Annotated in this window: 25 protein-coding genes; 15 read left to right on the top strand and 10 right to left on the bottom strand. The window is 65.8% G+C overall.

Annotated elements, in window-relative coordinates; all coding sequences use genetic code 11:
• The first annotated feature begins 126 nt into the window (after positions 1-126).
• The 10 genes from AC1D2F_RS16450 (at position 127) to AC1D2F_RS16405 (ending at position 11,348) form a co-directional block, all read left to right on the top strand.
• Positions 127-921: an IclR family transcriptional regulator gene (locus tag AC1D2F_RS16450; RefSeq protein WP_476967207.1), complete on the top strand. Its 795-nt coding sequence runs from the start codon at positions 127-129 to the stop codon at positions 919-921.
• 153 nt (positions 922-1,074) lie between these two features.
• Complete coding sequence (locus AC1D2F_RS16445) at positions 1,075-2,352, top strand: cytochrome P450 (RefSeq protein WP_476967206.1); 1,278 nt, start codon at positions 1,075-1,077, stop codon at positions 2,350-2,352.
• Positions 2,353-2,355: 3 nt separating this feature from the next.
• On the top strand, positions 2,356-3,525 hold the full coding sequence (locus AC1D2F_RS16440; protein ID WP_476967205.1) for a PEP/pyruvate-binding domain-containing protein: 1,170 nt from the start codon (positions 2,356-2,358) through the stop codon (positions 3,523-3,525).
• Positions 3,526-3,594: 69 nt separating this feature from the next.
• A complete protein-coding gene (locus AC1D2F_RS16435; RefSeq protein ID WP_476967204.1) occupies positions 3,595-5,463 on the top strand; it encodes a PEP-utilizing enzyme in 1,869 nt (622 codons plus the stop codon).
• A 7-nt stretch (positions 5,464-5,470) separates the two neighbouring features.
• The gene (locus tag AC1D2F_RS16430; protein ID WP_364742637.1) at positions 5,471-6,220 is read left to right on the top strand and encodes an SDR family NAD(P)-dependent oxidoreductase; all 750 of its coding nucleotides are present in this window, start codon (positions 5,471-5,473) and stop codon (positions 6,218-6,220) included.
• A gap of 61 nt (positions 6,221-6,281) precedes the next feature.
• Positions 6,282-6,602 carry a 2Fe-2S iron-sulfur cluster-binding protein gene (locus AC1D2F_RS16425; RefSeq protein WP_229995180.1) on the top strand — a complete coding sequence of 107 codons (321 nt, stop codon included), beginning with the start codon at positions 6,282-6,284 and terminating at the stop codon, positions 6,600-6,602.
• A 2-nt stretch (positions 6,603-6,604) separates the two neighbouring features.
• Positions 6,605-7,906, top strand: a complete 1,302-nt coding sequence (locus AC1D2F_RS16420; RefSeq protein ID WP_476967203.1) for an NAD(P)/FAD-dependent oxidoreductase — start codon at positions 6,605-6,607, stop codon at positions 7,904-7,906.
• A 40-nt stretch (positions 7,907-7,946) separates the two neighbouring features.
• Complete coding sequence (locus AC1D2F_RS16415; protein ID WP_229995178.1) at positions 7,947-8,687, top strand: HD domain-containing protein; 741 nt, start codon at positions 7,947-7,949, stop codon at positions 8,685-8,687.
• On the top strand, positions 8,684-10,201 hold the full coding sequence (locus tag AC1D2F_RS16410) for an aldehyde dehydrogenase family protein (RefSeq protein WP_476967202.1): 1,518 nt from the start codon (positions 8,684-8,686) through the stop codon (positions 10,199-10,201). Before AC1D2F_RS16415 ends, AC1D2F_RS16410 begins: the two co-directional genes overlap by 4 nt.
• Before the next feature lie 325 nt (positions 10,202-10,526).
• The gene (locus AC1D2F_RS16405) at positions 10,527-11,348 is read left to right on the top strand and encodes an alpha/beta fold hydrolase (RefSeq protein ID WP_476967201.1); all 822 of its coding nucleotides are present in this window, start codon (positions 10,527-10,529) and stop codon (positions 11,346-11,348) included.
• A 64-nt stretch (positions 11,349-11,412) separates the two neighbouring features.
• On the opposite strand, the gene AC1D2F_RS16400 is transcribed toward AC1D2F_RS16405, so the two are convergent.
• On the bottom strand, positions 11,413-12,072 hold the full coding sequence (locus AC1D2F_RS16400) for a TetR/AcrR family transcriptional regulator (protein ID WP_476967200.1): 660 nt from the start codon (positions 12,070-12,072) through the stop codon (positions 11,413-11,415).
• A gap of 111 nt (positions 12,073-12,183) precedes the next feature.
• Between AC1D2F_RS16400 and AC1D2F_RS16395 the strand changes: the two genes are divergently transcribed.
• A complete protein-coding gene (locus tag AC1D2F_RS16395) occupies positions 12,184-12,663 on the top strand; it encodes a cupin domain-containing protein (RefSeq protein ID WP_476967211.1) in 480 nt (159 codons plus the stop codon).
• Between the two features lie 60 nt (positions 12,664-12,723).
• Here AC1D2F_RS16395 and AC1D2F_RS16390 read toward each other — a convergent pair whose 3' ends face one another.
• Both AC1D2F_RS16390 and AC1D2F_RS16385 read right to left on the bottom strand, forming a co-directional pair.
• A complete protein-coding gene (locus AC1D2F_RS16390) occupies positions 12,724-14,418 on the bottom strand; it encodes a SulP family inorganic anion transporter (RefSeq protein WP_364742652.1) in 1,695 nt (564 codons plus the stop codon).
• 420 nt (positions 14,419-14,838) lie between these two features.
• Positions 14,839-15,738: a helix-turn-helix transcriptional regulator gene (locus tag AC1D2F_RS16385; RefSeq protein WP_476967199.1), complete on the bottom strand. Its 900-nt coding sequence runs from the start codon at positions 15,736-15,738 to the stop codon at positions 14,839-14,841.
• Positions 15,739-16,007: 269 nt separating this feature from the next.
• Between AC1D2F_RS16385 and AC1D2F_RS16380 the strand changes: the two genes are divergently transcribed.
• A complete protein-coding gene (locus AC1D2F_RS16380; protein WP_476967198.1) occupies positions 16,008-17,243 on the top strand; it encodes an MFS transporter in 1,236 nt (411 codons plus the stop codon).
• Between the two features lie 242 nt (positions 17,244-17,485).
• Here the strand turns inward: AC1D2F_RS16380 and AC1D2F_RS16375 are convergent, their stop codons facing one another.
• Both AC1D2F_RS16375 and AC1D2F_RS16370 read right to left on the bottom strand, forming a co-directional pair.
• Positions 17,486-18,334 (bottom strand): HAD-IIB family hydrolase, encoded by an 849-nt coding sequence (locus AC1D2F_RS16375; RefSeq protein WP_290369402.1) that lies wholly within the window; start codon positions 18,332-18,334, stop codon positions 17,486-17,488.
• Between the two features lie 268 nt (positions 18,335-18,602).
• On the bottom strand, positions 18,603-19,226 hold the full coding sequence (locus tag AC1D2F_RS16370) for an HAD family hydrolase (RefSeq protein ID WP_229995526.1): 624 nt from the start codon (positions 19,224-19,226) through the stop codon (positions 18,603-18,605).
• Positions 19,227-19,540: 314 nt separating this feature from the next.
• On the opposite strand from AC1D2F_RS16370, the gene AC1D2F_RS16365 reads away from it, so the two are divergent.
• The gene (locus AC1D2F_RS16365) at positions 19,541-20,572 is read left to right on the top strand and encodes an NADPH:quinone reductase (RefSeq protein WP_476967197.1); all 1,032 of its coding nucleotides are present in this window, start codon (positions 19,541-19,543) and stop codon (positions 20,570-20,572) included.
• A 372-nt stretch (positions 20,573-20,944) separates the two neighbouring features.
• Here AC1D2F_RS16365 and AC1D2F_RS16360 read toward each other — a convergent pair whose 3' ends face one another.
• The 5 genes from AC1D2F_RS16360 to AC1D2F_RS16340 are packed head-to-tail and all read right to left on the bottom strand — an operon-like array spanning position 20,945 to position 23,577.
• Entirely contained in the window at positions 20,945-21,256 is a 312-nt protein-coding gene (locus AC1D2F_RS16360; RefSeq protein ID WP_476967196.1) for a thioredoxin family protein, read from the bottom strand.
• 31 nt (positions 21,257-21,287) lie between these two features.
• Positions 21,288-21,974, bottom strand: coding sequence for a DsbA family protein (locus tag AC1D2F_RS16355; protein ID WP_476967195.1), 687 nt, complete (start codon positions 21,972-21,974; stop codon positions 21,288-21,290).
• On the bottom strand, positions 21,974-22,864 hold the full coding sequence (locus AC1D2F_RS16350) for a cation diffusion facilitator family transporter (protein ID WP_476967194.1): 891 nt from the start codon (positions 22,862-22,864) through the stop codon (positions 21,974-21,976). Before AC1D2F_RS16350 ends, AC1D2F_RS16355 begins: the two co-directional genes overlap by 1 nt.
• On the bottom strand, positions 22,861-23,187 hold the full coding sequence (locus AC1D2F_RS16345) for an ArsR/SmtB family transcription factor (RefSeq protein ID WP_229995532.1): 327 nt from the start codon (positions 23,185-23,187) through the stop codon (positions 22,861-22,863). Before AC1D2F_RS16345 ends, AC1D2F_RS16350 begins: the two co-directional genes overlap by 4 nt.
• A gap of 54 nt (positions 23,188-23,241) precedes the next feature.
• Positions 23,242-23,577 (bottom strand): YnfA family protein, encoded by a 336-nt coding sequence (locus AC1D2F_RS16340; protein WP_476967210.1) that lies wholly within the window; start codon positions 23,575-23,577, stop codon positions 23,242-23,244.
• 385 nt (positions 23,578-23,962) lie between these two features.
• On the opposite strand from AC1D2F_RS16340, the gene AC1D2F_RS16335 reads away from it, so the two are divergent.
• Positions 23,963-24,277: a hypothetical protein gene (locus tag AC1D2F_RS16335; RefSeq protein ID WP_476967193.1), complete on the top strand. Its 315-nt coding sequence runs from the start codon at positions 23,963-23,965 to the stop codon at positions 24,275-24,277.
• 462 nt (positions 24,278-24,739) lie between these two features.
• Positions 24,740-25,702, top strand: coding sequence for a hypothetical protein (locus tag AC1D2F_RS16330; protein WP_476967192.1), 963 nt, complete (start codon positions 24,740-24,742; stop codon positions 25,700-25,702).
• The last annotated feature ends 36 nt before the right edge of the window (positions 25,703-25,738 follow it).

Genomic DNA, 25,738 nt, shown 5'->3' with positions numbered 1-25,738 from the left:
TAGCGGCCGACGAAGCGGACGCGCGTCATCACCGAACCGTCGGCGTGGCATCGGTCCCGGACTGGACTCTGACCGCACGGCCCGGCCGACTGACTAAGATGGGCACCTAACAAATAAGGAGTCGCGATGGCCGGCGGAAGCCGCGAACCCGGCAGGACCGTGACCTCGAAGGTACTCTCGATCCTGGAAGCCTTCGAAAAGTCCCGCGGGGCCCTCAGCCTGACCGACATCGCCGAAAAGTCCGGCCTGCCGTTGAGCACCGCCCACCGGCTGGTCAATGAGCTCACCGGCTGGGGCTTCCTCTCCCGCGAACCCAACGGCCGCTACCAGCTGGGCATCCGCCTCTGGGAGCTCGCCCAGAACACGGGCCGCCAGCTGCGCGACGCGGCCCGCCCGTACATCCAGGACCTGTTCTCCCTCACCGGCGAAACCGCGCACCTGGCCGTCCGGTCCGGCCACGAGGTGCTGTACATCGACCGCGTCTACGGCTCCAAGCGCCTGCCCCGTGCCTCCCGCGTCGGCGGGCGCCTGCCCATGCACGCGACCGCGGTCGGGAAAGTCATCCTGGCCTTCGAGGAGGACTGGGTCCGCGACGCCTACCTGAACCGGCAGCTCGAGCGGCACACCGCGCACACCCACGTTGACCCCAAAAGACTGGCCGCCGAACTCACCCAGATCCGGGAACAGGGCTACGCCACCACCCTCGAAGAAGTCCGGCTGGGCTCCTGCTCGATCGCCGTCCCCGTCTTCCACACCGGACGGATCGGCGCCGCGATCGGCCTGGTGCTGCCCACCAGCCAGGCAGCCACGATGACCCGGCACATGCCGGTCCTGAGGGGCATCGCTGCGCAGATTGAACGCGCCACCGCGCGGATCCCCCTGGAATCCTTGCTGGGCAGCCACGCGGCGGGAACGGAGTAGGCCGGAACCCCGCAGCTGCAGGCCCGAACTGAACTGGCTTCCGCTCAGTGGAAGTCATTCCTGCCATCCCAAGGTGTTGGGGGCCACACTGGTGAAGAGAAACCCGCGGCAAGCACTGGCGCTGCCGGCGGGACCGAATACCAAGGAGCTCAGATGTCATCGTCGACTGAAACGGCCGGCCGCTGCCCCTTCGGGCACGGCGCCGAAGCCCCCGCCGGTCACCACGGCTACCAGCCGTTCCAGATGAAGGACCCCTTCCCGGCCTACGCCGAACTCCGGGCAGGGCAGCCCGTGATGTTCGACGAACGGATCGGCCTCTACGTCGTCTCCCGCTATGACGACATCAAGGCCGTCTTCGAGGACTGGGAGACCTTCTCCAGCGAAAACGCCCAGGCTCCGGTTCGCGAACGCGGCGCCGCCGCCAAGAAGATCATGGACGACGGCGGCTTCACCGCATACTCGGGCCTTTCCGCCCGCCGACCGCCGGAACACACCCGCATCCGCGCCGTGGTCCAGAAGGCGTTCACGCCCCGCCGCTACAAGGCCCTGGAACCCTTCATCCGGCAGAACGTCGTCGACCTGCTCGAAAGGATGCTCGCCCGGCCGGACCGCCGCGGGGACATGGTCAAGGACCTCGCCTACGACGTCCCCACCATCACCATCCTCACCCTGATCGGCGCCGACGTCTCCCAGGTGGACACCTTCAAGCGCTGGAGCGACTCCCGCGCCGCCATGACCTGGGGCGACCTCAGCGACGAGGAGCAGGTCCCGCACGCCCACAACCTCGTGGAGTACTGGCAGGAATGCCTGCGCCTGGTCAGGGTTGCCCACGACGAAGGCGGCGACAACCTCACCGCAGACCTGGTCAAAGCTCAGCATGAAGGCGCCGAAATTTCCGACCACGAGATCGCCTCGGTCCTCTACAGCCTGCTCTTCGCCGGCCACGAGACCACCACTACCCTGATCTCCAATGCGCTCCGCGAACTGCTGTCCCGCCCCGAGCAGTGGAAAGTGCTCGTCGAGGAGCCCAAAAAGATCCCCGCAGCCATCGACGAGGTCCTGCGCTATGCCGGCTCGATCGTCGGCTGGCGCCGCAAGGCCCTCAAGGATACCGAAGTCGGTGGCGTCGCCATCGAGGAAGGCGCTCAGCTGCTGCTCCTCATGGGCTCAGCCAACCGGGACGAGAACAAGTTCAGCGCTGGCGAGGACTTCGACATCACCCGCCCCAACGCCCGCGAGCACCTCTCCTTCGGGTTCGGAATCCACTACTGCCTGGGCAACATGCTCGCCAAGCTCCAGGCCAAGATCGCGCTCGAGGAAGTGGCCAGGCTCGCCCCGCAGCTGCAGCTCGAGGATCCGGACGGCATAGCCTTCCGCGAAAACCTCTCCTTCCGCGTCCCCGAGACCGTCCCCGTCAGCTGGAAGGCCTGAGAAATGCAAAGCAACGAATACATCCAGTTCTTCGACGGCGGCATCGAACCGAAGCTCGAAAACCTCGGCGGTAAGGGCGCCTCGCTGGTCACGATGACCTCCGCCGGTATGCCCGTCCCGCCAGGCTTCGTGGTCACCACCGCCCAGTTCGACGCGTTCATGAAGGAAGCCGGCATCACCCGGGATATCCACCAGCTCCTCGCCGGCCTGGACCCCGAGGACATGGGCCAGGTGGACAAGATCGCCGCCGGCATCCGCGAGGACATCCGCTCCCGCCCGGTGCCCCAGGCCATGCGCGAACTCACCATCACCGCCTACGAGTCCCTGATGTCCCGCTTTGAGGCGCCAGTCCCGGTGGCCGTCCGCTCCAGCGCCACCGCCGAGGACCTTCCGGACGCGTCCTTCGCCGGCCAGCAGGACACCTACCTCTGGCTAGACGGCGTCCAGGCCGTCACCGAGCACATCCGCCAGTGCTGGGCCTCGCTCTTCACCTCCCGCGCCATCATCTACCGGCTCAAGAACAACATCCCCAACGACGGCCTCTCCATGGCCGTTGTGGTGCAGAAGATGGTCAACGCACGCGTCTCCGGCGTTGCGATCACCATGGACCCCACCAACGGCGACCGCTCCAAGATCACCATTGACTCCTCATACGGGGTGGGCGAGATGGTGGTCTCGGGCCAGGTCACGCCGGACAACATCATGCTGGACAAGGTCACCCTGGCCGTCATCTCCGAACACCTCGGCGACAAGCACGCCGAGCTCGTCCCCGACTTGGTCGCCGGCCGTCTGGTGGAACGCGAGGTCGACGCCGAACGCCGCGGCCGCCGCAGCCTCACCGACGCCGAACTCACGGCCGTCGCGCAGATGGCCAAGCGCGCGGAAAAGCACTACAAGTGCCCCCAGGACATCGAATGGGCCCTCGACGCGGACCTGCCCGACGGCGGCAACCTGCTCCTGCTGCAGTCACGCCCGGAAACCGTGCACTCCTCCAAGCCGGCGGCGGTTGCCGCAACGGCTCAGCCGGGCGCCACGGCCGGCGGCTACTTCAGCGGACTCAGCCACCCGCCATCGACCACGTCCACGACGTCGGCAGGCACCACGCCGTCGTCCTCAACCGGCGGCCTCAACCTCGGCAGCATCACCGCCTCGCTGCTCAAGCCCTCTTTCTGACAAGGTTTTTACCCGCTAGTCCGCGCGATCACCCAGGCTCAACGCCGAGCCCGTATTGAAAGGACCGCCATGTCCCTGAAGTCCTTCCCCAAGCCCTCCGAGCTTCCGGTCCCCGCCGGGGCCGAGGGCTGGGAAAAGATCTACCCCTACTATCTGGTGTTCCAGGACAAGCTCAAGGAACAGGAGGACGCCAAGTTCTGGTTCTGCGACAGCCAGCATTGGCCCACCGTGTTCAAGCCCTTCGAGACGATCGGCGGCGAGTTCGCGGTCAAGTGCCTGGGCCAGTACAACGCCCGGCACCTGATGATCCCGAACGCAAACGGCATCGAGTTCCGCGTCCACCTGGGCTACCTCTACATGTCGCCGATCCCGGTGCCGGAGGACCAGATCGCTGCCCGCGTGCCCCTGTTCGAGCAGCGCGTGGGCCACTACTTCCAGAACTGGGACCAGCTCCTCAGGCAGTGGCACGTCAAGGTCCAGGGCACTATCGAGGAGATGGAAACCATTTCCTTCCCCAGGCTTCCGGACGTGGTCCCTATGGAGGACATTCTCTCCGGCAAAGGCAAGGATGGCTCCGAGAAGCTGCTGGAGAGCTACGACCGGCTCATCCAGCTGGCCTACCAGAACTGGCAGTACCACTTCGAGTTCCTCAACCTCGGCTACATCGCCTACCTGGACTTCTTCAACTTCTGCAAGCAGGCCTTCCCCAACATCCCGGACCAGTCCATCGCCACTATGGTGCAGGGCGTGGACATGGAGCTCTTCCGCCCGGATGACGAGCTCAAGCAGCTCGCCAAGCTCGCCGTTGAGCTGCAACTGCAGCCTCTATTCGGCAACACTGACGACGTTGGGGCCACCCTGGCGGCCGTCGCGGCCGCTCCGGGCGGGGACCGGTGGATCGCCCAGTACGAGGGCGCCAAGGACCCGTGGTTCAACTTCACTGTGGGCAACGGATTCTACGGCCACGACAAGTACTGGAATGAGCACCAGGAAATCCCGCTGGGCTACATCGCGGACTACATCCGCCGTGTGGACGAGGGCCAGGAAATCATGCGCCCGGTGGAGGCGCTCATCGTTGAACGCGACCGTATCATCGAGGAGTACCGCGAGCTGCTCGAAGGCGAAACCCAGGCCCTCTTCGACGCCAAGCGCGGGCTCGCCGCGACGGCCTACCCCTATGTCGAGAACCACAACTTCTACATCGAGCACTGGACCATGGGCGTCTTCTGGCGCAAGATCCGCGAGCTGTCCCGCATGATGCGGGCCGAGGGCTTCTGGACCGAACCGGACGACCTCCTCTACCTGGGCCGCAACGAGGTCCGTGACGCGCTTTTCGACCTTGTCACGGGCTGGGGCGTGGGTGCCAAGCCGATCGGTCCGGACTACTGGCCGGCCGAGATCGAGCGCCGCCGCGGAATCGTGGACGCGCTCAAGACCGCCCGGCCCGCCCCGGCGCTGAACACCCCGCCGGAATCCATCACCGAACCCTTCACCCGGATGCTTTGGGGCATCACCACCGAGCAGGTCCAGCAGTGGCTGGGCGCCGGCGAGGAAGTGGAGGGCGGGGGCCTGCGCGGCATGGCGGCATCGCCCGGCGTCGTCGAAGGCCTGGCCCGCGTCATCACCGACGCGGACCAGCTCTCCGAGGTGCAGCAGGGCGAAATCCTCGTCGCCACCGTCACCGCCCCGTCCTGGGGCCCGATCTTCGGGAAGATCAAGGCCACGGTGACGGACATCGGCGGCATGATGAGCCACGCCGCGATCGTGTGCCGCGAATACGGGCTTCCGGCCGTGACTGGGACCGGATCGGCATCCACCACCATAAAAACCGGCCAGCGGCTGCGGGTGGACGGGACCAAGGGCACGGTCCAGATCCTCGACGCCGAGGACGAACTGCTGGTGACCGGACCCGGCGCTCACAGTCACAGCCATGTCTGAAGCAAGAATGTCTGAAGCAGGAAAGACCGTCCTCATCACCGGTGCCGCCGGCGGGCTGGGCCGGGCGTTTGCGCTCGGCTTTGCCGGCCGCGGCTACCGCGTGGCGGTGGCCGACATCAACCTCGAGGGTGCTGAGCAGACCGCCAAACTGGTCCGCGAAAGCGGCGCCGAAGCTGCAGCGTTCTCAGCGGACGTCACCAGCGTGGACTCCACGGAGGACCTCGCGAAAAGTTGCGCGGACTTCGGAAACGGGAGCATCGACGTCGTCCTGAACAACGCCGCGGTGTACGCGGCGGTGACCCGCACCCCGTTTGAGGAGATCGATCCGGCCGAATGGGACCTGGTGATGAACGTGAACCTCAAAGGCCCCTGGCTGGTGACCCGCGCCGCGAGCCCATACCTGCCCGAGGGCGGGCGCGTCATCAATCTCTCCAGCGCCACCATCTTCAGCGGCTCCGAGCAATGGCTGCACTACGTCGCCTCCAAGGGCGGCGTGGTGGCCCTGACCCGGGTGATGGCCAAGGAGCTGGGGCGGCGGGGGATCACGGTCAACGCGATCGCCCCCGGCTTCACCCTCACCGAGGCCAGCTACGGCCTGATGGAAAATGCCGAGAACTACGGCGTGGACCGCGGTGCCATCAAGCGGGCCAGCCAGCCGGAGGACATCGTGGGAGCCGCGCTCTTCCTCGCCGGACCGGACAGTTCGTATTACACCGGCCAGACCATGGTGGTGGACGGCGGCCGGCAGTTCATCTGACCAGCCTGCATAGCTGACCAGCCATTCCACCAAAAACCAACTTCAACCCCAAGGAGGACCAATGCCAACGGTTCACTTCACCGACGCCGAAGGCGCCGTTCGCGACGTCGAGGGCAACGTGGGCGACTCGGTCATGGAAACCGCGGTGCGCAACGGCGTTCCCGGAATCGTGGCCGAGTGCGGCGGCTCGCTGTCCTGTGCCACCTGCCACGTTTTCGTCCGGGAAGACTGCGTCTCGCAGCTCCCGCCCATGGAGGACATGGAGGACGAGATGCTGTACGGCACCGCAGTGGACCGCGAGGACAACTCCCGGCTGTCCTGCCAGCTGCGCCTCACGGACGAGCTCGAACTGTTCGTCACCACCCCGGAATCCCAGGTGTAACCGTGGGCACGCACGCAATGGAGCAGGCGGCCGGCGCCACCACCGTCCCCACCCAGACCGGGCTCCTGATCATTGGCGCCAGCCAGTCAGGCGTACAGCTTGCCGTATCGCTCCGGGCCCTGGGCTTCGACGAACACATCACCCTGCTCGGGGATGAAGACCACCGCCCGTACCAGCGGCCCGCGCTGTCCAAGGAGTTCCTGCAGGGCACCGTGGAAAGCGATTCCCTGATTTTTCGCTCCAACGAATATTGGGCCGAGCACAACGTGGACCTGGTCAAGGGCGAGTACATCGCCCGGATCGACAAGGAAGCGGACGGTTCCGGGGTGGCGCACGCGTCCTCCGGCCGGGAGTTCCCCTTCAAACGGCTTGCCCTCACCGTGGGCGCCCGCGCCCGCAAACTGGACACCGAGGGCGCGGACCTGGACGGCGTGCTGTACCTGCGCAATGCCGACGACGCGCTGGCTCTCAAAGCCCGGGTAGGCGACGCCACGGACGTGGTGGTGATCGGCGGCGGGTTCATTGGCCTGGAGGCCGCGTCCAGCCTGCAGAAGATGGGCAAAAACGTCACCGTGCTCGAATATGGGCCGCGGCTGGTGGGTCGGGCGGTGGGGGAGGAGACCGCCGAGTACTTCCTGGCGGCACACCGCTCCCGTGGGTTGGACATCCGGCTCAACACGAGTGCGGCGCGCTTTACCCCCGCCGACGGCGGCACTTCAGTCGCCGCCGTCGAGCTTAAGGACGGCACGGTGTTGCCTGCCCAGATTGTGCTGATCGGCATCGGCGTCATCCCCAACACGCAGCTGGCCGAACAGCTCGGACTGGACGTGGACAACGGCGTGGTGGTGGACCGTTTCGCGCTCGCTTCGGACGGCACCACCGTTGCAGTTGGGGACGTGGCCAACATGCCCAACCCGGTACCGGGCTCGGAGCCGGGTGAGCGGATCCGGCTGGAAAGCGTCAACAACGCCATCGAGCATGCCAAGGTGGCCGCCTACTCGCTCACGGGCCGGCGGGAGGAATATGCCGGCATCCCGTGGTTCTGGTCCAACCAGGCCGACCTCAAGCTTCAGATCGCGGGTCTCTGCAACGGCTTCGACCAGACAGTCCTCCGGCGCGACGAGGCACGCGGAAAGTTCAGCGTCCTCTACTACCGCCAGGGCCAGGTAATCGCCGCCGACTGCGTCAACGCACCGCTGGACTTTATGGCAGTGAAGAACGCCCTGGCAAAGTGGCAGAACATCCCCGCCGACGCCGCGGCGGACCCCGCCACGCAACTCAAGACCATCACCACGGACAGCTAACTGCACTCAGACAATACGTCGGCCCACCCGAAGGAGCAATATGCGCACCCCCAAGACTCCGGTCGCTTCAGCCGGCCTCGCCGCTGAACCGGCGGACGTGCCGGCCGAGGCCTTCGCCGCGGAGTACAGCGTCCGGCCCGTACCCGCGGCCGGTCCGGTGGACACCACCGCCATCTGCAACACCCCCGCGGCCCTTGAGGAACTCGACGCGCTGTGGAAGGCCGTCGTCCAGGAAACCCGGACGCGCGGAAACGACATCCATCTGCCGATTTCCTTGGCCTACGCCGAAAGGCTGTGCCGAGCCTATCCCGGCGCCGACGCTGAACTGGTGCGCGTGGCCACCCTGCTGCACGACACCGGCTGGGCCCACGTTGATGAATCCCGCATCATCTCCGAGGGCTTCACCGGTGACTGGCGCAAGGCTGCCATCCGCTACGAACACGAGCAGCAGGGCTGCGAGGTGGCCCGCCGGGTGCTCCCGGGGCTGGGCTATTCGCCGGCCTTTGTGGAACGCGTCTGCGAAATCATCGACGGCCACGACACACGGCCAGTGGCCAGGTCCTTGGAGGACGCCTTGATGCGCGACGCCGACCGGCTGTGGCGTTTCGACCGTGCCGGGATCTCGCTGGCCTCCTCGTGGTTCGCCATGGACCCGGCAACGTACACCGACCGGCTGGCCACCGAGATCGTGCCCGAACTCATCACGCAGGCGGCCGTGGACATGGCGACGGCGGACCTCAACCGATCCAACGCCCTCCTCAAGACGGCGGTGATCCGATGACCTCCGACACGCATGGGGCTCCTGCCCTGGTTGCCCGAACGGAGCTTTCCCTGCCGCATACGCATGTGGACACGATCTTTGTCGGCGGAGCGTGGCAGCCTTCGCGGAGCACGGGCCGCAACCCTGTGACTGACCCCGCCACGGGCGAAGTGTGGGGCTCGGTGCCGGACGGAACACCGGAAGACGTGGACGCCGCCGTCGGCTCCGCCCAGCGAGCGTTTCAGGGGGAGTGGCCCCGGCTTACGCCGTCTGAACGCGCCGCTTACCTGCTAAGGATTGCCGACGAAGTGGAAAAGCGGGCTGAAGAACTGTCGCTGACCAACTCGCGGGAAAACGGCTCCTCGGTCTCCGAGTCCGCCGGCGCGGCCGCCAACGCGGCAAGCATCTTCCGCTACTTTGCCACCCTCGCCGAGTACCTCGAGCGCGAAGACGTCCGCCCCTTCCCACGCGGCGGCGGCGAGTCCGTAGTCCGGCGCGACCCGCTGGGAGTCTGCGCGCTGATCGCACCGTGGAACTTCCCCATCAACCTGGTGGTCATCAAACTGGCGCCGGCACTGCTGGCGGGCTGCACCGTGGTGATCAAGCCGGCGTCGCCCACTCCGCTGTCCATCCGGGTGATTATCGACGCCGTCGCCGCGGCCGGGGTCCCGGCGGGCGTGGTCAACTTGGTCACCGGTTCCGGCCGGCTAGGGGATGTGCTGGTCAAGCACCCGGGCGTGGACAAGGTGGCGTTCACCGGTTCGACGCCGGTGGGCCGGAAAATTGCCGCGGCCTGCGGTGAACTGCTGCGCCCGGTCACGCTGGAGCTGGGCGGGAAATCCAGCGCCGTTGTGCTGCCCGACGCGGACCTGGACGCCATGTCCAAGGTCCTGATCCGGTCCTCCATGCGCAACACCGGCCAGACCTGCTACATCTCCACCCGGATCCTGGCGCCCGCGAGCCGCTATGACGAGGTGGTGGACATGGTCACGGCCACGATTGCCGCCGGGACGCAGGGTGATCCGCTCGATCCGGACACCGTGTTCGGCCCCTGCGCAACGGAGTCCCAGTACCGGACCGTGCTGGAGTACGTGGAGTCAGGCCTGGCCGAAGGCGCACGGGCCACCACCGGCGGGCGTGCGGCGACGTTGGGCGGTGGCCTTGAAGGCGGCTACTTCGTCGAGCCCACAGTCTTCGCCGACGTCACACCGGAGATGCGGATTTCCCGCGAGGAGATCTTCGGACCGGTCCTGTGCATCCTAAAATACGACGACGCCGATGGCAGTGTTGACGCGGCCGTCGCGCTGGCGAACAACACCGAGTTCGGCCTGGGCGGGCTGGTGTTCGGGAAGGACGCGGACGCTGCTCTGAACGTGGCGGACCGGATGGACACCGGCTCCGTGGGCATCAATTTCTTCGCATCCAACCATGCCGCACCCTTTGGCGGCCGGCACGACTCGGGCCTTGGCACCGAGTACGGGATCGAAGGACTCAACGCGTACCTGAGCTACAAGTCCATTCACCGCCGTGCCTAACTATCGGGGTGTGGGCCTTACGCGGAGTCAGGCTGGTTGCGAGCACGACCCCGAGGCTGACCCGTCCATGTAGCTGCGCGTTCAGAGCCGGACGGCGGCGGGAGGTCCCGCGGCGGTCCGCCAAGCAATAGCTTTTTGAGACATCTCGCTCTATGCCAAGGGCCTGACAAGCAGAACAGGCTTGTAACCAAAGCGGTCGAGGTGGGTGCGCACCCGCCGTCGAACGCTGCTGTTGTCAGTCCCGAGCACCCTGCCGCCTGCACTGCCGCCGGACTAGGATGGCCCCAAAACGAAGGGCGTTCCGAATCGAGCGGAGAACGAGCGGATGGATCAGCAAGCGACGGCAGGCCCCGAAACCGGGTACGCCCCCGTTAACGGAATGCAGATGTACTACGAGCTGCATGGTGCCGGCGGCACACCGCTGCTGTTATTACATGGCGGGCTGTTCGATATCGAGCAGCAATTTGGCGCGTTGCTCCCGGGCTTGTCGGCGGGCCGCCGGGTCATCGCGATGGACTTCCAAGGTCACGGTCGAACCAACGACATCGACCGTCCGCTGAACACCCGCGACCTCGCCTCCGACGTCGTTGGGCTCCTTGAACATCTGGAGGTCCGGGAGGTGGATATCTTCGGATTCAGCGTCGGCGGCGCGGTCGCACTGCATCTGGCAGTCAACCGCCCGGACCTGATCCGCAAACTCATCGTTTCGTCCGTGTCATTCCGGCCCGACGGCGATCGGGGTGAAAACTCCGAAGCGGTCGCCGCCATGACCGTGGACATGATCGCCGGCACGCCCATGGAAGAGCGCTATCTGACGGTGTCGCCGCATCCCGACCGCGAGCATCTACAAGGACTCCTGGACAAGCTCGGGCGCTACGACGCGGGCGCGACGGGGTGGAGTGATGACGAGGTCCGGGGCATCGCGGCCCCCACCTTGATCACCGTCGGCGATTGCGACATGGTCAAGCTCGAGCACGCGGTGCGGTTCCTGCAGCTGCGCGGGGGAGACGTGAACGGCGACTTTGAGGGCGTGCCGGCGTCGCAGCTCGCGGTTTTTCCCGGCACGACACATTTCTTCGGGCTCGCGAAGACACCTCTGGTGCAGGAAGTTGTGACCACCTTTCTGGACTCGCCTCTCTTCCGCTGAAGGCCGCGCACCGCACTACTTGCAGCCGACCTGGCAGCAGGTTCTGTCCGCCTGTTTTAGCGGTTCACTGTCCGCGGACGCCCGCGTTCTCTGGCATGGGTGCGTCGGGCGTCTCCGGAGCGCGGACTGCGGTGGTGATCAGGGTGGACATGACTTCGACGGCGTCATCGTCGGAGAGCCCGTTGTCATGGCAAAGTGATCGCCAAGTCCAGAAGGAAACCGCGTGGCTGAGCGTGGCGTTAAACCTGGAATTCCTGTTCGGCTCGGGGAACGGCTCGAGAAGAATGTTCCGGAAGTGGGCGTTCGTGGATTCGAGGGCCGCGCGGTGTGTTTGGGGGAGCACATGCCAGTCCGCATAGATTCGGGTGAGCATGGCCTCGCCGCGGCGGTAGAACCGGTACAGATCGGTCAGGCCAACGGTCAGGCGTTCGAGTGGGTCGGTGTGCCGGGACCATTCCTCGGGGTCCGGCAGTTGCTGTTGCGAGAGCCAGTGCGAGGAGCAGGCGGAGAATAGGGCCTCGTCGTCAGGAAAGTGGCGGTAGACCGTCAGCCTGGTGACACCGGCCTTTTCGGCGATGCCCGCGATCGTGGTGCGGGCCGGCCCAATGGAACCGTGCAGCGTCACGGCCGCGTCGATGATGCGCTGGTGAGTGCCGCCTATCTTTTCTGTCCTCTTGCTCATTTCGTAGCGGCGGCTCTTGGATGAGCCGTGGTGTTCACTCAATGTATTGACTCGGCTCCTTCCCGGGCGGACAATTTCGGTAAACACCATTGTATATTGAAATTGGAGGGGTGGTCTGTTATGGACCTTGAAAGGGCTCCGCGGTTGACAGTTGTGCTGCCGGGCAAAGGGCGGGAGGGTCGTCTCGGAACAATCGGCGTTGTCTTCAAGCTCTTCGGCGAAGACACCAATGAACAGCTCTCGATTGTGGAGCACCCGTTCCCTGTCGGGGCTCTGGTCCCCCCGCACACCCATACGAGGGAGGACGAGTACTCGATCGTCCTTGAAGGCGAGATAGGGTTCCGGTCCGGCGATCGTGAGGCGGTGCTCGGAGCGGGAGGCTACATCACGAAACCGCGGGGGGAGCTCCACACGATGTGGAATGCCGGCAAAGTCCCCGCCCGTTTGATCGAGATCATCAGCCCGGCCGGGTTTGAGCATTTCTTCTGGGGACTGGCCGATCACTTTGAAGCGGGTCCGCCGGATCCCGAGGTTATTGCCAAAATGGCCGCCGAATACGGGCTTCAGTTCGGTGAGCCGCCCTGGCTGCCGGACATCATCGCCCGGTACGGGCTGACACCTCCGATGGGCTGACACGAGCCCAGGTGCAGAGGCGGGGGCCTGCTGTTTCACGGCGTCCGGGGATACCGTTTCCTACCCCTCCCGTTTCTCCCGTTGGAACGCCCTCACTGCTTCGCTCACTGTCGGGTAGAAATGGTCGGGAGAGAAGCGGGCGCCCATGCCGTACTGCAACAATCTGTCTTTGACCGGGTCTTTGAGCTCGGCGAATACCAGGTCTACGCCGTGCCGGTCCAGCCATTCGTCAAGCTGCACCAACTCGTCCAGTGCAGTCGTGTCGATTCCTGTCACTGGTTCTGCCGCGAGCACCACGCGTTCAGTGCCGTCCTCCGCCTGGTCCAGTTCGTTGCGTACGAAGGACCCCAGCAAGGCTCCGTTGCCGAAGAACAGGGGTGCGTCGAAGCGCAGGATCAACAGGCCGGGGATGCGTTCCCCTTCCGGATGACGGCTCACGTCGTGGTACCCGGGTATACCGGGCACGTCCACGAGTTCAGCGCGGTAGGGGTCCCAGGCCCGCCGTAGGAAGTCCAGAATTGCCAAGCCGATGGCAATGGCGATGCCCGGGAGGACGCCCAGTATGGTGACCCCCAGGAATGCCGCGAACATCACCAACGATTCACTGCGGCTCATGCCGATGAGCCGTCGCACACCGGCCGGGTCGGCCATTGCGGCGGCTGCGGCGATGACGATGGCGGCAAGGGTTGTGGCGGGCAGGAACTCGGTGACGCCGGGCGCCACGAGCATGAAGCCGAGCACCAGTACTGCGCCCGCAGCCCCCGTGAGCTGGGATTTCGCCCCGGACTCGACTGCTACCGGCGTGCGGGACGTGCTGGCCGACACCGGGAAGCCGCCCAGCAGCCCGGTGGCAGCGTTCGCCGCACCCAAGGCTGCCATTTCATGGTTGCCGGATACCCTGCCGTCCTCTGCGGCCGCCAGGGATTGGGACAGGGTTCCGGTATCAACGAAGACGATGAGGGCGATCGCGGCGGCGGCGGGCAACAGTGTCAGGACGTCAGCCCAGCCAATTCCGCCCAGGGCCGGTGCAGGGAGCCCCTGCGGGAGGGCACCTGTGACCTTCAAACGCTCTTGGAGTCCCAGCAGGGCCACGGCGATGCAGGACACCACTACCGCAATGAGCACGCCCGGAACCTTCCATTTCAGCCGGCGGGGAACCCAGATGAGCGCCAGCGAGACCAGGCCGAGCAGTAGTGCCGTCAAATTGGTCTCGCCGGCAAGCACCTTCGGCGCGGCGGCGATGAGTTTTTCCCAAGGTGTACTGCCTTCCACGGAGATCCCCAGGAGGGTGGGAAGCTGGGACACAGCCACCAGCAAGGCGATGCCGTTGAGATAGCCGAGCCGGATGGGCTTCGACAACAGTCCAGTGACGATTCCCAATCTCAGCACTGAGCCGAGCAGCAAGATGCCGCCAATCAGTATGGCCAGGAGACCGGCCAGGGCCACGGATTTCTGCTCGTTATCCGCGGCCAAGGGAACCAAGGCTGCAACGATCATCGGGGCGAGCGCGGAATCCGGCCCCAGCACCAGCACACGCGATGGCCCGACTGCTGCGTAGACAAGCAGGGGCACTACCGTCGCGTACAGGCCGGTCACCGGTGGAAGGCCGGCGGCCTGGGCGTACGCCATGCCCGCGGGGACCAAGATCGCGAAGAGCGCGGCGCCGGCCACCAGGTCGTGGCGCAGCCACTCGATCCTGTAGCCGCGCAGGGCTGGCGGGACCGCCCAGAATGGAATCTTTCCGGATCGGCGCATCTTCCGATCATGTCCCAACATGGCCCTGCTCGCCATCCATAATCGGGCGAACTCAGCCTTGCGCGGGACCAGTATTCGATGATCGGATCGTTGCGCCCCAGCCACCGCCGGTCTGCGTCGGCTCGGCCAGGGCCCGCCTCAATCCCGACGTCCTCGAGACAAAACTAATGATTTTGTCTCAGGAAGGGAACAACAGGCGCGCGAAGACGCTGATCGCGTACCAGCCCACGACCCCGAGGGCACCCAAAGTCACAATGGAAACTACCCAAAACCGGACGGAGCGTTTCGAGTTCGCGTTTTCATACATAACAACCACCCACGTTCAATCGGGATACGTCGGAATGCATCCTGCCAGAAGCGCCTTGCAAAAAGCTTGAATCGACACGGGGCCCAAGGTCACCCCCGTCGGTATGGGTCTGGCTAGCTGTTGGTTTGTGCTGTTTCTGGGATGGTTGTGGCCGCCCAGCTGGTGAGCAGCCTGAGGTGCTCCTCGTGGATGGTTCCGGGTTCGGCGGTGTAGACGCTGAGTTCGTGGACCGCGCGGGGGAGGGTGGGCAGGGCGAGGGACTGGTAGGTCAGTTCCAGGTATCCGGCAACGGGGTGCTGGAGCCGTTTGATGCCGTCGTGCCGGAATCGGATATCGTGCGATGCCCATAGGGTGCGGAATTCCGGGCTGAGCGTGGACAGTTCGCCGACGAGTTCGCGGAGGGCCTTGTCGTTGGGCTCGCGGCCGGCTTCGGTGCGGAGGAGGGCGGCGGTGGCTGCGGCGCCGGCGTCCCAGTCGATAAAGAAGTCCCGCGAGGTCGGATCGAGGAAGTGGAAGCGCGCGAAGTTCGCGTGGCCGTTCGCGGTGGTGGTGTCGCTGGCGAACATTGGAGCGTGAAGCGCCAGGCCCAGCGGGTTGGCGGCGACGACGTCGAGCCGGCCGTTGCGGACGAACGCGGCGGACATGGTGATGGAGTCAAGCAGCCACCGGACCCGGGCAGCCACCTCCGGCTCTTTGCTGCGGACGGGAGTCCGCTTTGCGGGCCGGGCCGCCCGGGCCAGTTCGAAGAGGTAGGCGCGTTCTTCATCGTCCAGGTGCAGTGCCCGGGCGACGGCTTCGAGGACATCTTCGGAGACGCCGCTGATGTGGCCTTTCTCGAGCCGCGCGTACCATTCGGTGCTCACCCCGGCGAGCACGGCGACCTCTTCGCGTCGCAGCCCCGGGACCCGCCGTCGGGTCCCGGCGGGGAGGCCGACCTGGTCCGGGTTGAGCTTGGCGCGGCGGCTGGCCAGGAAGTCCCGGATGTCGGTGCGGTTGTCAGGCAGATGGTCCATACGTCCACGGTAACCCCGGTTCACTTCGGTTAGGGGGAGACAGCTTCTTCCCCCCATAAACCCCGCCCCCACTCGCCAGATGCCTTGGATTGCCAATCCATGAGTCGCAGTCGGGACGGGTCGCCGCGCTTCGTGAGCATGCCCGCACCCGCCGATGTTCCGGCAAAGGGGGACCGTTTATACCCCGATAAACGCAGCCTTCTCCGCCCGGTGAGCAAACGGTTGAAATGGATACAAGACATTTTCCACTGCCTAAATGAGGAATGCGTATGAGCGTGCAGACAAAAATCAAGGACGGCATTACTGCCGGCAATACGAAAACCGGTGAGATCGGACGGCGGCCGAAGCTTCCGGTGGTGGTCTACGTGCTGGCACTGGGTACGTTCCTGATGCTCACGAGCGAGTTCGTGGTGGCCGGCATTCTTCCGATGATCGCGGGAGACCTGAAGGTGAGCGTCGCCCAGGCCGGATCGCTGATCACCGTCTTCGCGATCGGCATGGTCATAGGCGCGCCGCTGATGGCAATGCTGACGATGCGCATGTCCAGGCAGCTGACGTTGGTCCTGGCGCTCATCGTGTTCGTTATCGGCCACATCGTTGTGGCGCTTGGCCCGGACTTCACGCTGCTGCTGGTGGCACGGTTCGTCAGCGCCCTTGCCACCGGTGCGTTCTGGGCAGTTTCCGCTGTGGTGGCCACCCGCGCCGCGGGCCCGTCCTCAGGTGCCCGAGCGGTAGGGGTCGTGGGCGCCGGCGGGGCACTGGCCACCGTTCTCGGCGTGCCGCTGGGGGCATTCGTAGCGCAGCTCGTCGGCTGGCGCGGAACCTTCTGGGCCCTGGCGGCCGCCGCCGCAGTTGCCACTGTTCTCGTCGCCCGCCTCGTGCCGCACGGCGCCCCGGCGGCGCAAACAACTTCGATCCGTGCCGAACTGGCCGGTCTCCGCTCGGGCCGGCTGTGGCTGGCGCTGGCTGCCTGCGCCGCGACGTGCGGCGGCGTGCTCGCCGCCTACTCTTACATCGCCCCGATCCTGACGGATCAGGCCGGCGTGAACGCTGCCCAGGTCCCGCTGGTGCTCACCGGATTCGGTATGGGCTCGGTCATCGGCACCCTCCTCGCCGGCCGCTTCGGCGACGCCCACCCCGGGCCGATCACGATCATTACACCCGCGGTGACCACCATCCTCCTGCTGGGAATCAGCCTGCTGCCCGGTTCGCCATGGCTGACCAGCGCACTGGTAGTCCTGCTGGGCCTGTTCGGCCTCAGCGCCAACAGCGTGCTGATTCACCTGGCGGTCCGCTTCGCCGGGAAAGCCGCGACCCTCGGTTCCGCCCTGAGTGTCTCGGCGTTCAACGCAGGCACCGCCGTGGGCACCGCCATCGCCGGGGCAGCCCTGCTCTCCCCGCTCGGGACCACCGGTCCCGGCCTCGTCGGCACGATCATTGCCGCTTTGACCTTGATTCCCGCCATTGCACTCGCCATCGCCACCCGCCGTCGTGCCGCGCGGTAAAGCCCGACGGCGCTGCGCCTGCGGTTGCCTCCGGCGCCGCCGGCGTCTCATGAACGGGCCGACCGAGGGCGGTCCACTGGCCGGGTCCTTCTCGCGATTGTCCTACTTTTGTGGCAATGATTAGGTCGTCCGCGTACGGCGAGAGTGTCTTGTGTATCAGTTGGTCTGTGACGAAGGGGCCGTGAAGCCTAGTTGCTTGGCAAGCGTCATGTCACTTCCGCGAAATCCCAAGCCGTGCCGGATTAGAGGAGGCCGAGCTCGGCGAACGCGGCAACGAGCCCCTCCTGCCGCGGACCGGCGGCGGTGAGGTCCGCGATGGCCATAAGCTCGGGGGACGAGCCTTCGATGGCGATGCCGACACCTGCGTAGGCGATCATCTCCAGGTCATTGGCGCCGTCACCTATCGCAACTGTGTCTTCGCGGGAGATGCCGAGGTGGGCGATAACGGCCGCGACACCGTCAGCCTTGCTGATCCCGAACTGGTACAGTTCGCCGGCGTGCCGGCCCTCGTCGGCCACCGAATTGGCGACGACGGCAATGCCGTCGCCGATTTCCTGGACCAGGCGCTCCATGGCAACGGGCGACTCAAAGACGGAGACCTTGGCGAAGGGCACGGCCCCACGGTCCGCAGTGGTGCGCACCGCGCCGAGAATAGCGGAAGAACCCACCGGGCCCTCCTGCGCCTTGCTGAAATGGGCGTCGAGGATCGCTCGCAAACGCTGCATCGCCGCCGGTGAAACGTGCAGCGCCTCCTGCGCCTCCAGGACATACACGGCGTCGTGCGCGTCGAGTGCCCTAACCGTTCTGGCCGCGAGATCTGCCGGGAAGCGCCGGTCCACGAGCACGGTCCCGGCCACCTCCACGTAGGCGCCGGCGCTGGCCACGATGCCATCGAAGCCTGCCGCGAGGATACTGTCGGGCAGCATCGAGACCGGCCGGCCGGTGCATAGCAGGACCCGGTGGCCGGCTTCACGCACTGCCCGCACAGCGCGCGCATGGCCCTCGGGGACCACGCCGTAGTCCGCGTAGGTGCCGTCCACGTCAAGGAAGACAGCCCGGACGGTTCCTGTGGTGCTCGGCGTTGCGCTCATGATCCGCGATCATATCCCAGCACCATCCCGATCCAGCCGGGACTCCTTCTTGTGGATTTGACGTTCTCGCTGTTCCACTTCCGAATCGGCGGCTGGCCAGAGAGGCCCGGCATCGGGTGGCGCCCGTGTTCACACCGTGCCGCCGCACGGATGTCCTAACCCGGACCGGAGCGCCCAGATTGCAGGAGAGGGGAGTCGGTCCCTATGAACTGGTCCCCCTGGTGTCACGGGATCACATAGTTTTGCCCGTCCGGCGGACAGCCGTCGTTCACGCGACAGTTCCGCGCAGCGCTCGTACATCCACCGAGTCCATGCCTGCGTGCTGGGCCGCAGCGAGTCCCTCTTCACTGTCCTCAAAAACCAGGCAGTCGGCGGGGGAGACCTCCAGGCGTTTCGCTGCAGTCAGGAAGATATCCGGCGCCGGTTTCCCACGCTCGGCATCTTCTCTCGTGACAATGACGTTGAATAGATCCCGCAGCCCGAGCTCGTCGACGGTGGGCATCACAGTGGCCTTTCCTCCGCCGGTTGCAAGAGCGGTCAGAACCCCTGCCGCTGACGCTTCACGGAGAACGTTGACTACTGGCACGATTTCCCGGACGGACTCGAGCAGCTGCATGTATTCGCTGTTGCGCGCGCTCACGATCTGGTCCAGATTCAGGTCGATGTTCTGCTCGCCGCTGATGAGAGAGGCCATCTCCGGAGTGGACAATCCTGTTCGGGCATCGAACCACACCTTTTCCATTCGCGCACCCTGTGCGTTCAGGGCTGCGGCCATGGCCTGGTAGTTGGCCCCATGGCTGTTAACCAGGGTGCCGTCCCAGTCAAAAATCAAGGCGCGATAGCCGGTCCATGGCAGGGGCTCGCCGGGGGCGGCCTTGACGGTGGTGGGCAAATGCGGTTCCTCCGGATAGAAAGTAGCTCACTTCGCTGGTTTGAACTGGACGCTGAGGCAATTGCGCCAGCGGCGCCGGCCTGCACCGGCCAGCTGACGTCCGGGAGCCTCCTGATTCCTCCGGTGCAGCCCGGACGGCCCGGCCGGACCTGGTGATTGATTGATTCGAGCTGCTGAGGCCGGGTCTCGACCCTTGAAGTCCCGCCACAAGGCGGTCCAGTCAGGACGAAGGACGTTCCTGGCGAGGCCCGTTGCCCGCATCTGGTCCGGCACCCGGCGGGAATTTTCGGTCGGGGCCGGCGTTAGGTCTGAGTATGAAAGCTATCGTGTACCGTGCCACCGGCGACCCGTCTGTTCTCGAGCTCGTCGACCGCGAGATCCGCGACCCGGGGCGCGGGGAGGCACGCGTGCGGATCATGGTCTCCGCGGTGAACCCCACCGACTGGAAGTCCCGCCGCGGGGCCAAACCRGGCGAGCCCTTGCCCTTCGCGGAGGTCGTGCCGAACCAAGACGGTGCCGGAGTGGTCGACGCCGTCGGACCCGGCATCGAGCATCTCCACGTCGGTGACAGAGTTTGGCTGGCCTTGGCCGCCTACCAGCGCGCCGACGGCGGGACAGCGCAGGAGTTCGCCGTCCTTCCGGCCGAGCGGGTCTTTCCGCTGCCGGAGAACGCCGGTTTCGACGTCGGTGCAAGCCTGGGCGTTCCTGCGGTCACCGCTCACCGGGCCCTGACCATCGCCGAGGACGGCCCGCGGCGGCTGCACCCGGGAGCCTTGGACGGCAAGGTAGTTCTCGTCGCTGGAGGGGCCGGCGCCGTAGGCCATGCGGCGATCCAGCTCGCCAAGTGGGCCGGCGCCGTTGTGATCGCGACCGTGAGCGGACCGGCAAAGGCTGCGCTGGTCACGGCCGCCGGCGCCGATCACGTCATCAATTACCGGGAAACCCACGCGGCCGCAGAGATCCGCCGGATCGCTCCCGAGGGCGTCGACCAGATCGTGGAGGTGGCACCCGCGCAGAACGCGGAACTTGACCTGGCAGTGATCCGCAACCGCGGCTCCGTCGCGGTCTACGCCAACAATGGAGGCGATCAGGTGACCCTGGACGTGCGCAGGCATTTCAGCCTCAATATCCGCTATCAGTTCGTGTTGCTCTACACCGTTGGCATGGCGGCGGTGCACGCCGCCGCCGAGGACATCAATGCGGCCATCGCAGACGGCGCCCTTCCGGTGGGAGAGGCCGCGGGTCTTCCGCTGCATCGGTTTGACCTGGCTGACACTGCTGCGGCCCACGCGGCGGTGGAAGAGAGCATCGTCGGCAAGGTGCTGATCGATGTGTCAGCGGGCTAGGCGATAACGCTTCGGGAGCCTCGCGGAGGCGATCACGCGGTGCAGCCGCAGAACCGCGCGGGCCGAGCAGTCCGGACTGCGCACCGTGATGGATCAATATGGCCGCACTTTTGGGTCAACTCGGCGGACGGTCAGATATCGCGGGATTCTAGGGCTTCGGTGTCATTTTCAGGAGTCGTCTGCACGGAATGTCCGAAGTCCTCTGCACCGGGCAATCGGCCGCTGTAGAGTTGGCTGGCTCAGGGTCGGGTCCGACGCCTTAGGGCGACCCACAGCCCGCATCGCCGGCAAATGTAGGCAGGTTCGGCGCCGAGGGCATGAAGTTTCTCGCGCTGCATTGTCCGCCCGCAGCAGGTGCACTGGCAGTACGTATCAGAGGCCATGGTTCTTGAGGGCTTCCATGACTTGGACGACGGTCGGCACGCCCGCATGACCGCCGGGCGTGGGGTAGATCCGGCATGCGAGGTCACTGCTTGGTGCTCCGTCGGGGAAGATGTCGGTTCCGTCTGCGGTGATCGTGGGTGAACCGGCAAATCCGGTTCCGGCGGTATCTGCAGAAGACTTTATGGGCCGCAAATGGACGGGGACGTCACCACGCCCCAGGGCGGTCAGGGCTGCTTCGACCTGTTCGAGCGCTTTTGACGTGTTGGGGCAGTCATCGATGTGGAGCAGTTCTATTCTCATGCGGTCATTGTTCCTGTCCGGGTCAACCGGGCTATTTTGCGGCGTCGGCGAGTTTCTGGCGGAAGTCCGCTTCGCTGCTAAGGACGAGCTTTTCGCCGCCGAGGAAGAACGTGGGTGTCCCGGTCACGCCCAGGGCTGTGCCGTCGGTGACGTCTTTGCGGATCCGGTCCTTGGTCTGTTCATCCGTCACGGCGGCGTCGTAGGCGTCCAGGTCCAGGCCGAGCTCCTGCGCGAAGGTCCGGAACAGGGCGCCTTGGGAGTCCTGCTTTTCGCCCCACTGGGGCTGGGTTTCGAACAGCTTTGCGGCCATCTGTTCGTACTTGCCCTGCGCGGCCGCGGCTTCGACGGCGAGGGCCGCGGTTCCGGAGTTCCGGTGCCCGGGGAGCGGGAAGTAACGGTGGACGAACGTGATCCTGTCCCCGTATTCCTGCTTCAGTTGCTGCACGAGCGGCTCGGCGGCGCGGCAAGATTCGCACTCGAAGTCCAGGAACTCGACCAGCTGCGCCTTCTCCGTGGACGGAGATGTCACGCGGTGGCTGTCCTCCCGGACGAGCTGTGCGTGAGTGGCAGCATGCGGGGGTGTGGGTTTGGTGGCGGTGAAGACCGCGTACCAGATGACACCGCCGGCGACGATGACCCCCAGCAAGATCCATATCACCAGGCGGGCCGTCTTGGCCGGGTCGCTGGGGGCCGGGGTGTTTGTCAGGGTCCGTGCCATCAGTGGTGGATGCTTTTCTGGTCGCTGCGGCCTGGTTCTTTGGCATTCGCTTTTGGGGTCAGAGACAGGCTGACAGCTTTCGGTTCGGGACCGGATCCGCAGCCCTCGCAGCAGCCGGAAGCCGCACTTTGCCCGGCATCCGTATCCGGAACTGCGTGCACACCCGAACCGGCCGGTCCGCCGTCGTCGTTTGTGACGGGGCCGGGTTCGGGGGTGGCACAGCAATCGTCACCTTCCCCGTCGTGGCTTACCCCGGTATGCGGGACGGTGCAGCACACATCGCCGCGCCAGGCGTCGATGCCTTCCCGGACGGCGATCCCGGCGATGACCAGGGCTGCGCCGGCGTCTGCCCACCACCATCCCAGCGTGCTGTTCAGCACCAGACCGGCCAGCAGAACCGCGGAGAGGTACGTACACAGCAGCGTCTGCTTGGAATCCGCCACCGCGGTCCTGGATCCGAGTTCCCGTCCGGCCCGGCGCTGAAGCCAGGACAGCACGGGCATGATGGCCAGACTCAGGGCAGCGATGACAATGCCCGGAGTGGAATGCTGTGCCTCGCCGCCTCCGGTCAGCGACCTGACAGAGTCCACAGAGACGAACAGTGCCAGGGCGAAGAAGGAGATCGCGATGATCCGCAGGGTCAGGTGCTCGCGCCGTTCAGGGTCTTTAGCGGAGAACTGCCAGGACAGGGCGACCGCGGAGGCGACCTCGATCACCGAATCGAGTCCGAAGCCGATCAAAGCTGACGAGTCCGCGACGTTGCCTGCCCAAAGCGCGACGACGGCCTCGATGATGTTGTAAGTTATGGTCGCGGCCGCGAACAGCCGGATCCGCCGGCTCAAGACGGCGCGCCGGGAGGCCGCGTGCACGGGCTGAATTGTCGTGGTCATGCCAGGCACGTTCCGTCCGGGGCGCAGCAGGCCGGGTCAACGGCCAGCACCACGCCGAGCAGATCCCTGATGGCATGTCCCAACCGGGCGTCAGCGAGCTCATACCGGGTCCGCCGGCCGTCCGGGACAGCCACCACGAGGCCGCAGCCCCGCAGGCATGTCAGGTGGTTGGACATGCTCTGCCGCGAGACCCCCAGGGAATCGGCCAGCTCCGACGGGTACGCGGGCGCATCCGCCAGGGCCAGCAGAATCCGCGCCCGGGTGGGGTCAGAGACCGCGTAGCCGAACCGGGCCAGCACCGGGGCATGCGTGAGGGTTTCCATGCAACCAAAATACAGGCACCGATGTATTCACACAACTGTGTATTGAGGCGCTTTTCAGCCGGCGCTGCGCGGTGCGAACATGATCACGGCCACCCCGAGCAGGCAGATCACGGAGCCGGTGATGTCCCACCGGTCGGGCCGGAAACCGTCGAAAATCATCCCCCAGGCCAGGGAGCCGGCAACGAACACCCCTCCATAGGCGGCGAGGATCCGGCCGAAGTGCGCGTCGGGCTGCAGTGTCGCGGCGAAGCCGTAGACACCCAATGCCACGACCCCGGGTCCGGCCCACCACCATTCCTTGCCCTCGCGGACCGACTGCCATACGAGCCGGGCCTGAAAAGAAAAAAGAATTTCCGATCGGTGCGTAACCTTTCGGGCTACCCCAACGATTACCCCGTTGTAAGCGCCGCTCGGAGCCAGGACCCCCCATCGGKCACCGGCCGGCCCTGCACCGTAAGCGTCGGCCGGCGCCTTCCCCCCATCTGGTCTCCGGTCGACCCTTCACCGTCAGCGCTTGCCGGCGTCTGTCCCCATCGGGCGCCGGCCAGCCTTCCATGGCGAGCGCGGGCTGTCGACTGCCCCCATTAGGCCTCAGCCTGCTAGTTGGCAATGCTGCTTTCCTTGTCTTCGGCAATGGCGGGCGGGCCGGTTCAGTGGGCCGCGTTGGCGCCATGAGGGGCCTTCGATGACCAGGACCTACCGGACCTGGTGTGGAGTTCGGCGGTCACCCGCCGGGACGAAATGATGAACAGGAACTTGGGAGAACGAGCAGACCGTGACGGCAACAGCGAATAGATCGGCCCTGGACGTTGCCGTGGATGTCCGGTTCACCCCGGCCGGCACGCCACTGGCCATCCGGCACGAGGGCCGCATCTGGGCCGTGGCCGCCGATCCGGTGCACTGGTTCATCCGGGAGGCCTGGCCGGACGCCCGGCGCACGGCGGCCGTCGGCGGCGGCGACCTGGTGGGCATCGAATACTGGCGCATCCAGGTCCGCCTTAGCTCAAATTCCGCACTGCGGACCTTCACCCTGCGCCGGAACCCGCCCGCTACCCAGTGGCTCCTGGAAAACATCAGCGACGGCGGCTAGGCAACAGGGACCCAGAACCGCCTGCCCCGTCGGGTAGACCACGTATGAGTTGGCCGATCTTTTCAAGCACCAAGAGCCGGAATGGGTTCGACCCGGCGCCGTCGCGGGGCTCGGTCTAGTTGCGATAGGGGTCGAGGGCAGCATTTACGGTCGGCTCAGCAGTAGCTCCATCATGCTTTGAACTGGGTCTGATGCACGTCGTGTGGAATCGGCACGAGGTTGTCGAAGCCGTCGCTGCCTGCTTCTTCGGGAACCACTCCATCGAATCTCACGTGCCGATTGTGACGGACACGGCTGGTTGGCAACACTAACTCTGTCTGGATCCAGGTTCCTGCCGTGACGCAGGCGTTCAACTGAATGAAAACTCTCCCGCGACCAAGGGTGAAATCCGGGTTTGCCCAGGGTCCGCTTCAGGGGAGTCCCCGATCCTTCTGGACCATTAATCGCCCTAGTCTGAACGTCGTGCCCACAGCAACCGTGAACCAGCGCCCCCGTCCTTCGTTCCTCCTCCGCAACTGGCAGCACCTGTCCGCGCCAGCCAAAGTCCTCGCCGCCGTCGGCCTTATCATGGCCGTCTCCGCCGTCTTCCATACCTTGGTGTTCCTGCAGTCAGGCACTGCCTGGGAAGGCCCTGTCTCGTGGCGCAAGCCGATCACCTTTGGCTTGTCCCTGGCACTCACCGCCATCACGCTCGCCCTCATCGAATCTTGCCTACGGTTGCGCCCGTTGACCTCGTGGCTCCTTCTCGGCATTCTCAGCGCCGCGTTTGTGGTCGAGGCCGCGCTGGTGACCATGCAGGCCTGGCGCGGGGTACCCTCGCATTTCAACACCGCCACGCCCTTCGACGCCATGGTCTTCTCAGCTATGGGCATGACCGTCATGGTCATCGTCGTCGTGATTGTCAGCCTGGCCATCCTGAGTTTCACCTCAGCCAAACCCGGTGCCCCCGACCTCACGCTGTCCGTCCGGGCCGGTATGGTGCTGCTCGTCGCGGGACAGGTCCTCGGCGCGGCGATAATCGGCGTCGGCGAACCTGCCGTCCTGTCTGGCAACGAGGCAGCGGTCTTTGGTCCGGAAGGTGTCGTCCTCGGTGCCGCCGGCATCCTCAAATCTCCTCATGGCATCGCCCTGCATGCCATCCAGGTGCTGCCCCTGCTTGGGTGGCTTGTCCAGCGCTCCTCCTGGTCAGATGTTCGACGTCGGCACGCGGTGTGGAGCGCGGGCATCGGCTATTCCCTGGTCCTGGCAGTCAGCGTCTTCCAGGCCTACACTGGTCAGGCGCAGTTCGCCCTCAGCATCGGGACGCTCGCGGCAGCACTGGCGGGGGTCCTCCTCGTCGCAAAGCCCTACGCGGAGGCAGGCGTCCAGGTTCTCCGCGAACGCAAGGATGTTGCCGCAGGCCAAAGGCCGCGTCCACGCAGTTGACTGACCCAAGCACCAAAGCGGCGGACCCAGGCGCGG

The organism is Arthrobacter sp. P1_B3, from assembly GCF_056406615.1.
The sequence above is the reverse complement of the archived record's forward strand: the minus strand, read 5'-3'. Positions and strand labels throughout refer to the sequence as shown.

What these genes read in the sequence shown, in the direction of transcription:
- AC1D2F_RS16450 (WP_476967207.1), top strand. Translation starts at nt 127, where the DNA reads ATGGCCGGCGGAAGCCGCGAACCCGGCAGGACCGTGACCTCGAAGGTA.
- AC1D2F_RS16445 (WP_476967206.1), top strand. Translation starts at nt 1,075, where the DNA reads ATGTCATCGTCGACTGAAACGGCCGGCCGCTGCCCCTTCGGGCACGGC.
- AC1D2F_RS16440 (WP_476967205.1), top strand. Translation starts at nt 2,356, where the DNA reads ATGCAAAGCAACGAATACATCCAGTTCTTCGACGGCGGCATCGAACCG.
- AC1D2F_RS16435 (WP_476967204.1), top strand. Translation starts at nt 3,595, where the DNA reads ATGTCCCTGAAGTCCTTCCCCAAGCCCTCCGAGCTTCCGGTCCCCGCC.
- AC1D2F_RS16430 (WP_364742637.1), top strand. Translation starts at nt 5,471, where the DNA reads ATGTCTGAAGCAGGAAAGACCGTCCTCATCACCGGTGCCGCCGGCGGG.
- AC1D2F_RS16425 (WP_229995180.1), top strand. Translation starts at nt 6,282, where the DNA reads ATGCCAACGGTTCACTTCACCGACGCCGAAGGCGCCGTTCGCGACGTC.
- AC1D2F_RS16415 (WP_229995178.1), top strand. Translation starts at nt 7,947, where the DNA reads ATGCGCACCCCCAAGACTCCGGTCGCTTCAGCCGGCCTCGCCGCTGAA.
- AC1D2F_RS16410 (WP_476967202.1), top strand. Translation starts at nt 8,684, where the DNA reads ATGACCTCCGACACGCATGGGGCTCCTGCCCTGGTTGCCCGAACGGAG.
- AC1D2F_RS16405 (WP_476967201.1), top strand. Translation starts at nt 10,527, where the DNA reads ATGGATCAGCAAGCGACGGCAGGCCCCGAAACCGGGTACGCCCCCGTT.
- AC1D2F_RS16390 (WP_364742652.1), bottom strand. Translation starts at nt 14,418, where the DNA reads ATGCGCCGATCCGGAAAGATTCCATTCTGGGCGGTCCCGCCAGCCCTG.
- AC1D2F_RS16385 (WP_476967199.1), bottom strand. Translation starts at nt 15,738, where the DNA reads ATGGACCATCTGCCTGACAACCGCACCGACATCCGGGACTTCCTGGCC.
- AC1D2F_RS16380 (WP_476967198.1), top strand. Translation starts at nt 16,008, where the DNA reads ATGAGCGTGCAGACAAAAATCAAGGACGGCATTACTGCCGGCAATACG.
- AC1D2F_RS16375 (WP_290369402.1), bottom strand. Translation starts at nt 18,334, where the DNA reads ATGAGCGCAACGCCGAGCACCACAGGAACCGTCCGGGCTGTCTTCCTT.
- AC1D2F_RS16360 (WP_476967196.1), bottom strand. Translation starts at nt 21,256, where the DNA reads ATGAGAATAGAACTGCTCCACATCGATGACTGCCCCAACACGTCAAAA.
- AC1D2F_RS16355 (WP_476967195.1), bottom strand. Translation starts at nt 21,974, where the DNA reads ATGGCACGGACCCTGACAAACACCCCGGCCCCCAGCGACCCGGCCAAG.
- AC1D2F_RS16350 (WP_476967194.1), bottom strand. Translation starts at nt 22,864, where the DNA reads ATGACCACGACAATTCAGCCCGTGCACGCGGCCTCCCGGCGCGCCGTC.
- AC1D2F_RS16345 (WP_229995532.1), bottom strand. Translation starts at nt 23,187, where the DNA reads ATGGAAACCCTCACGCATGCCCCGGTGCTGGCCCGGTTCGGCTACGCG.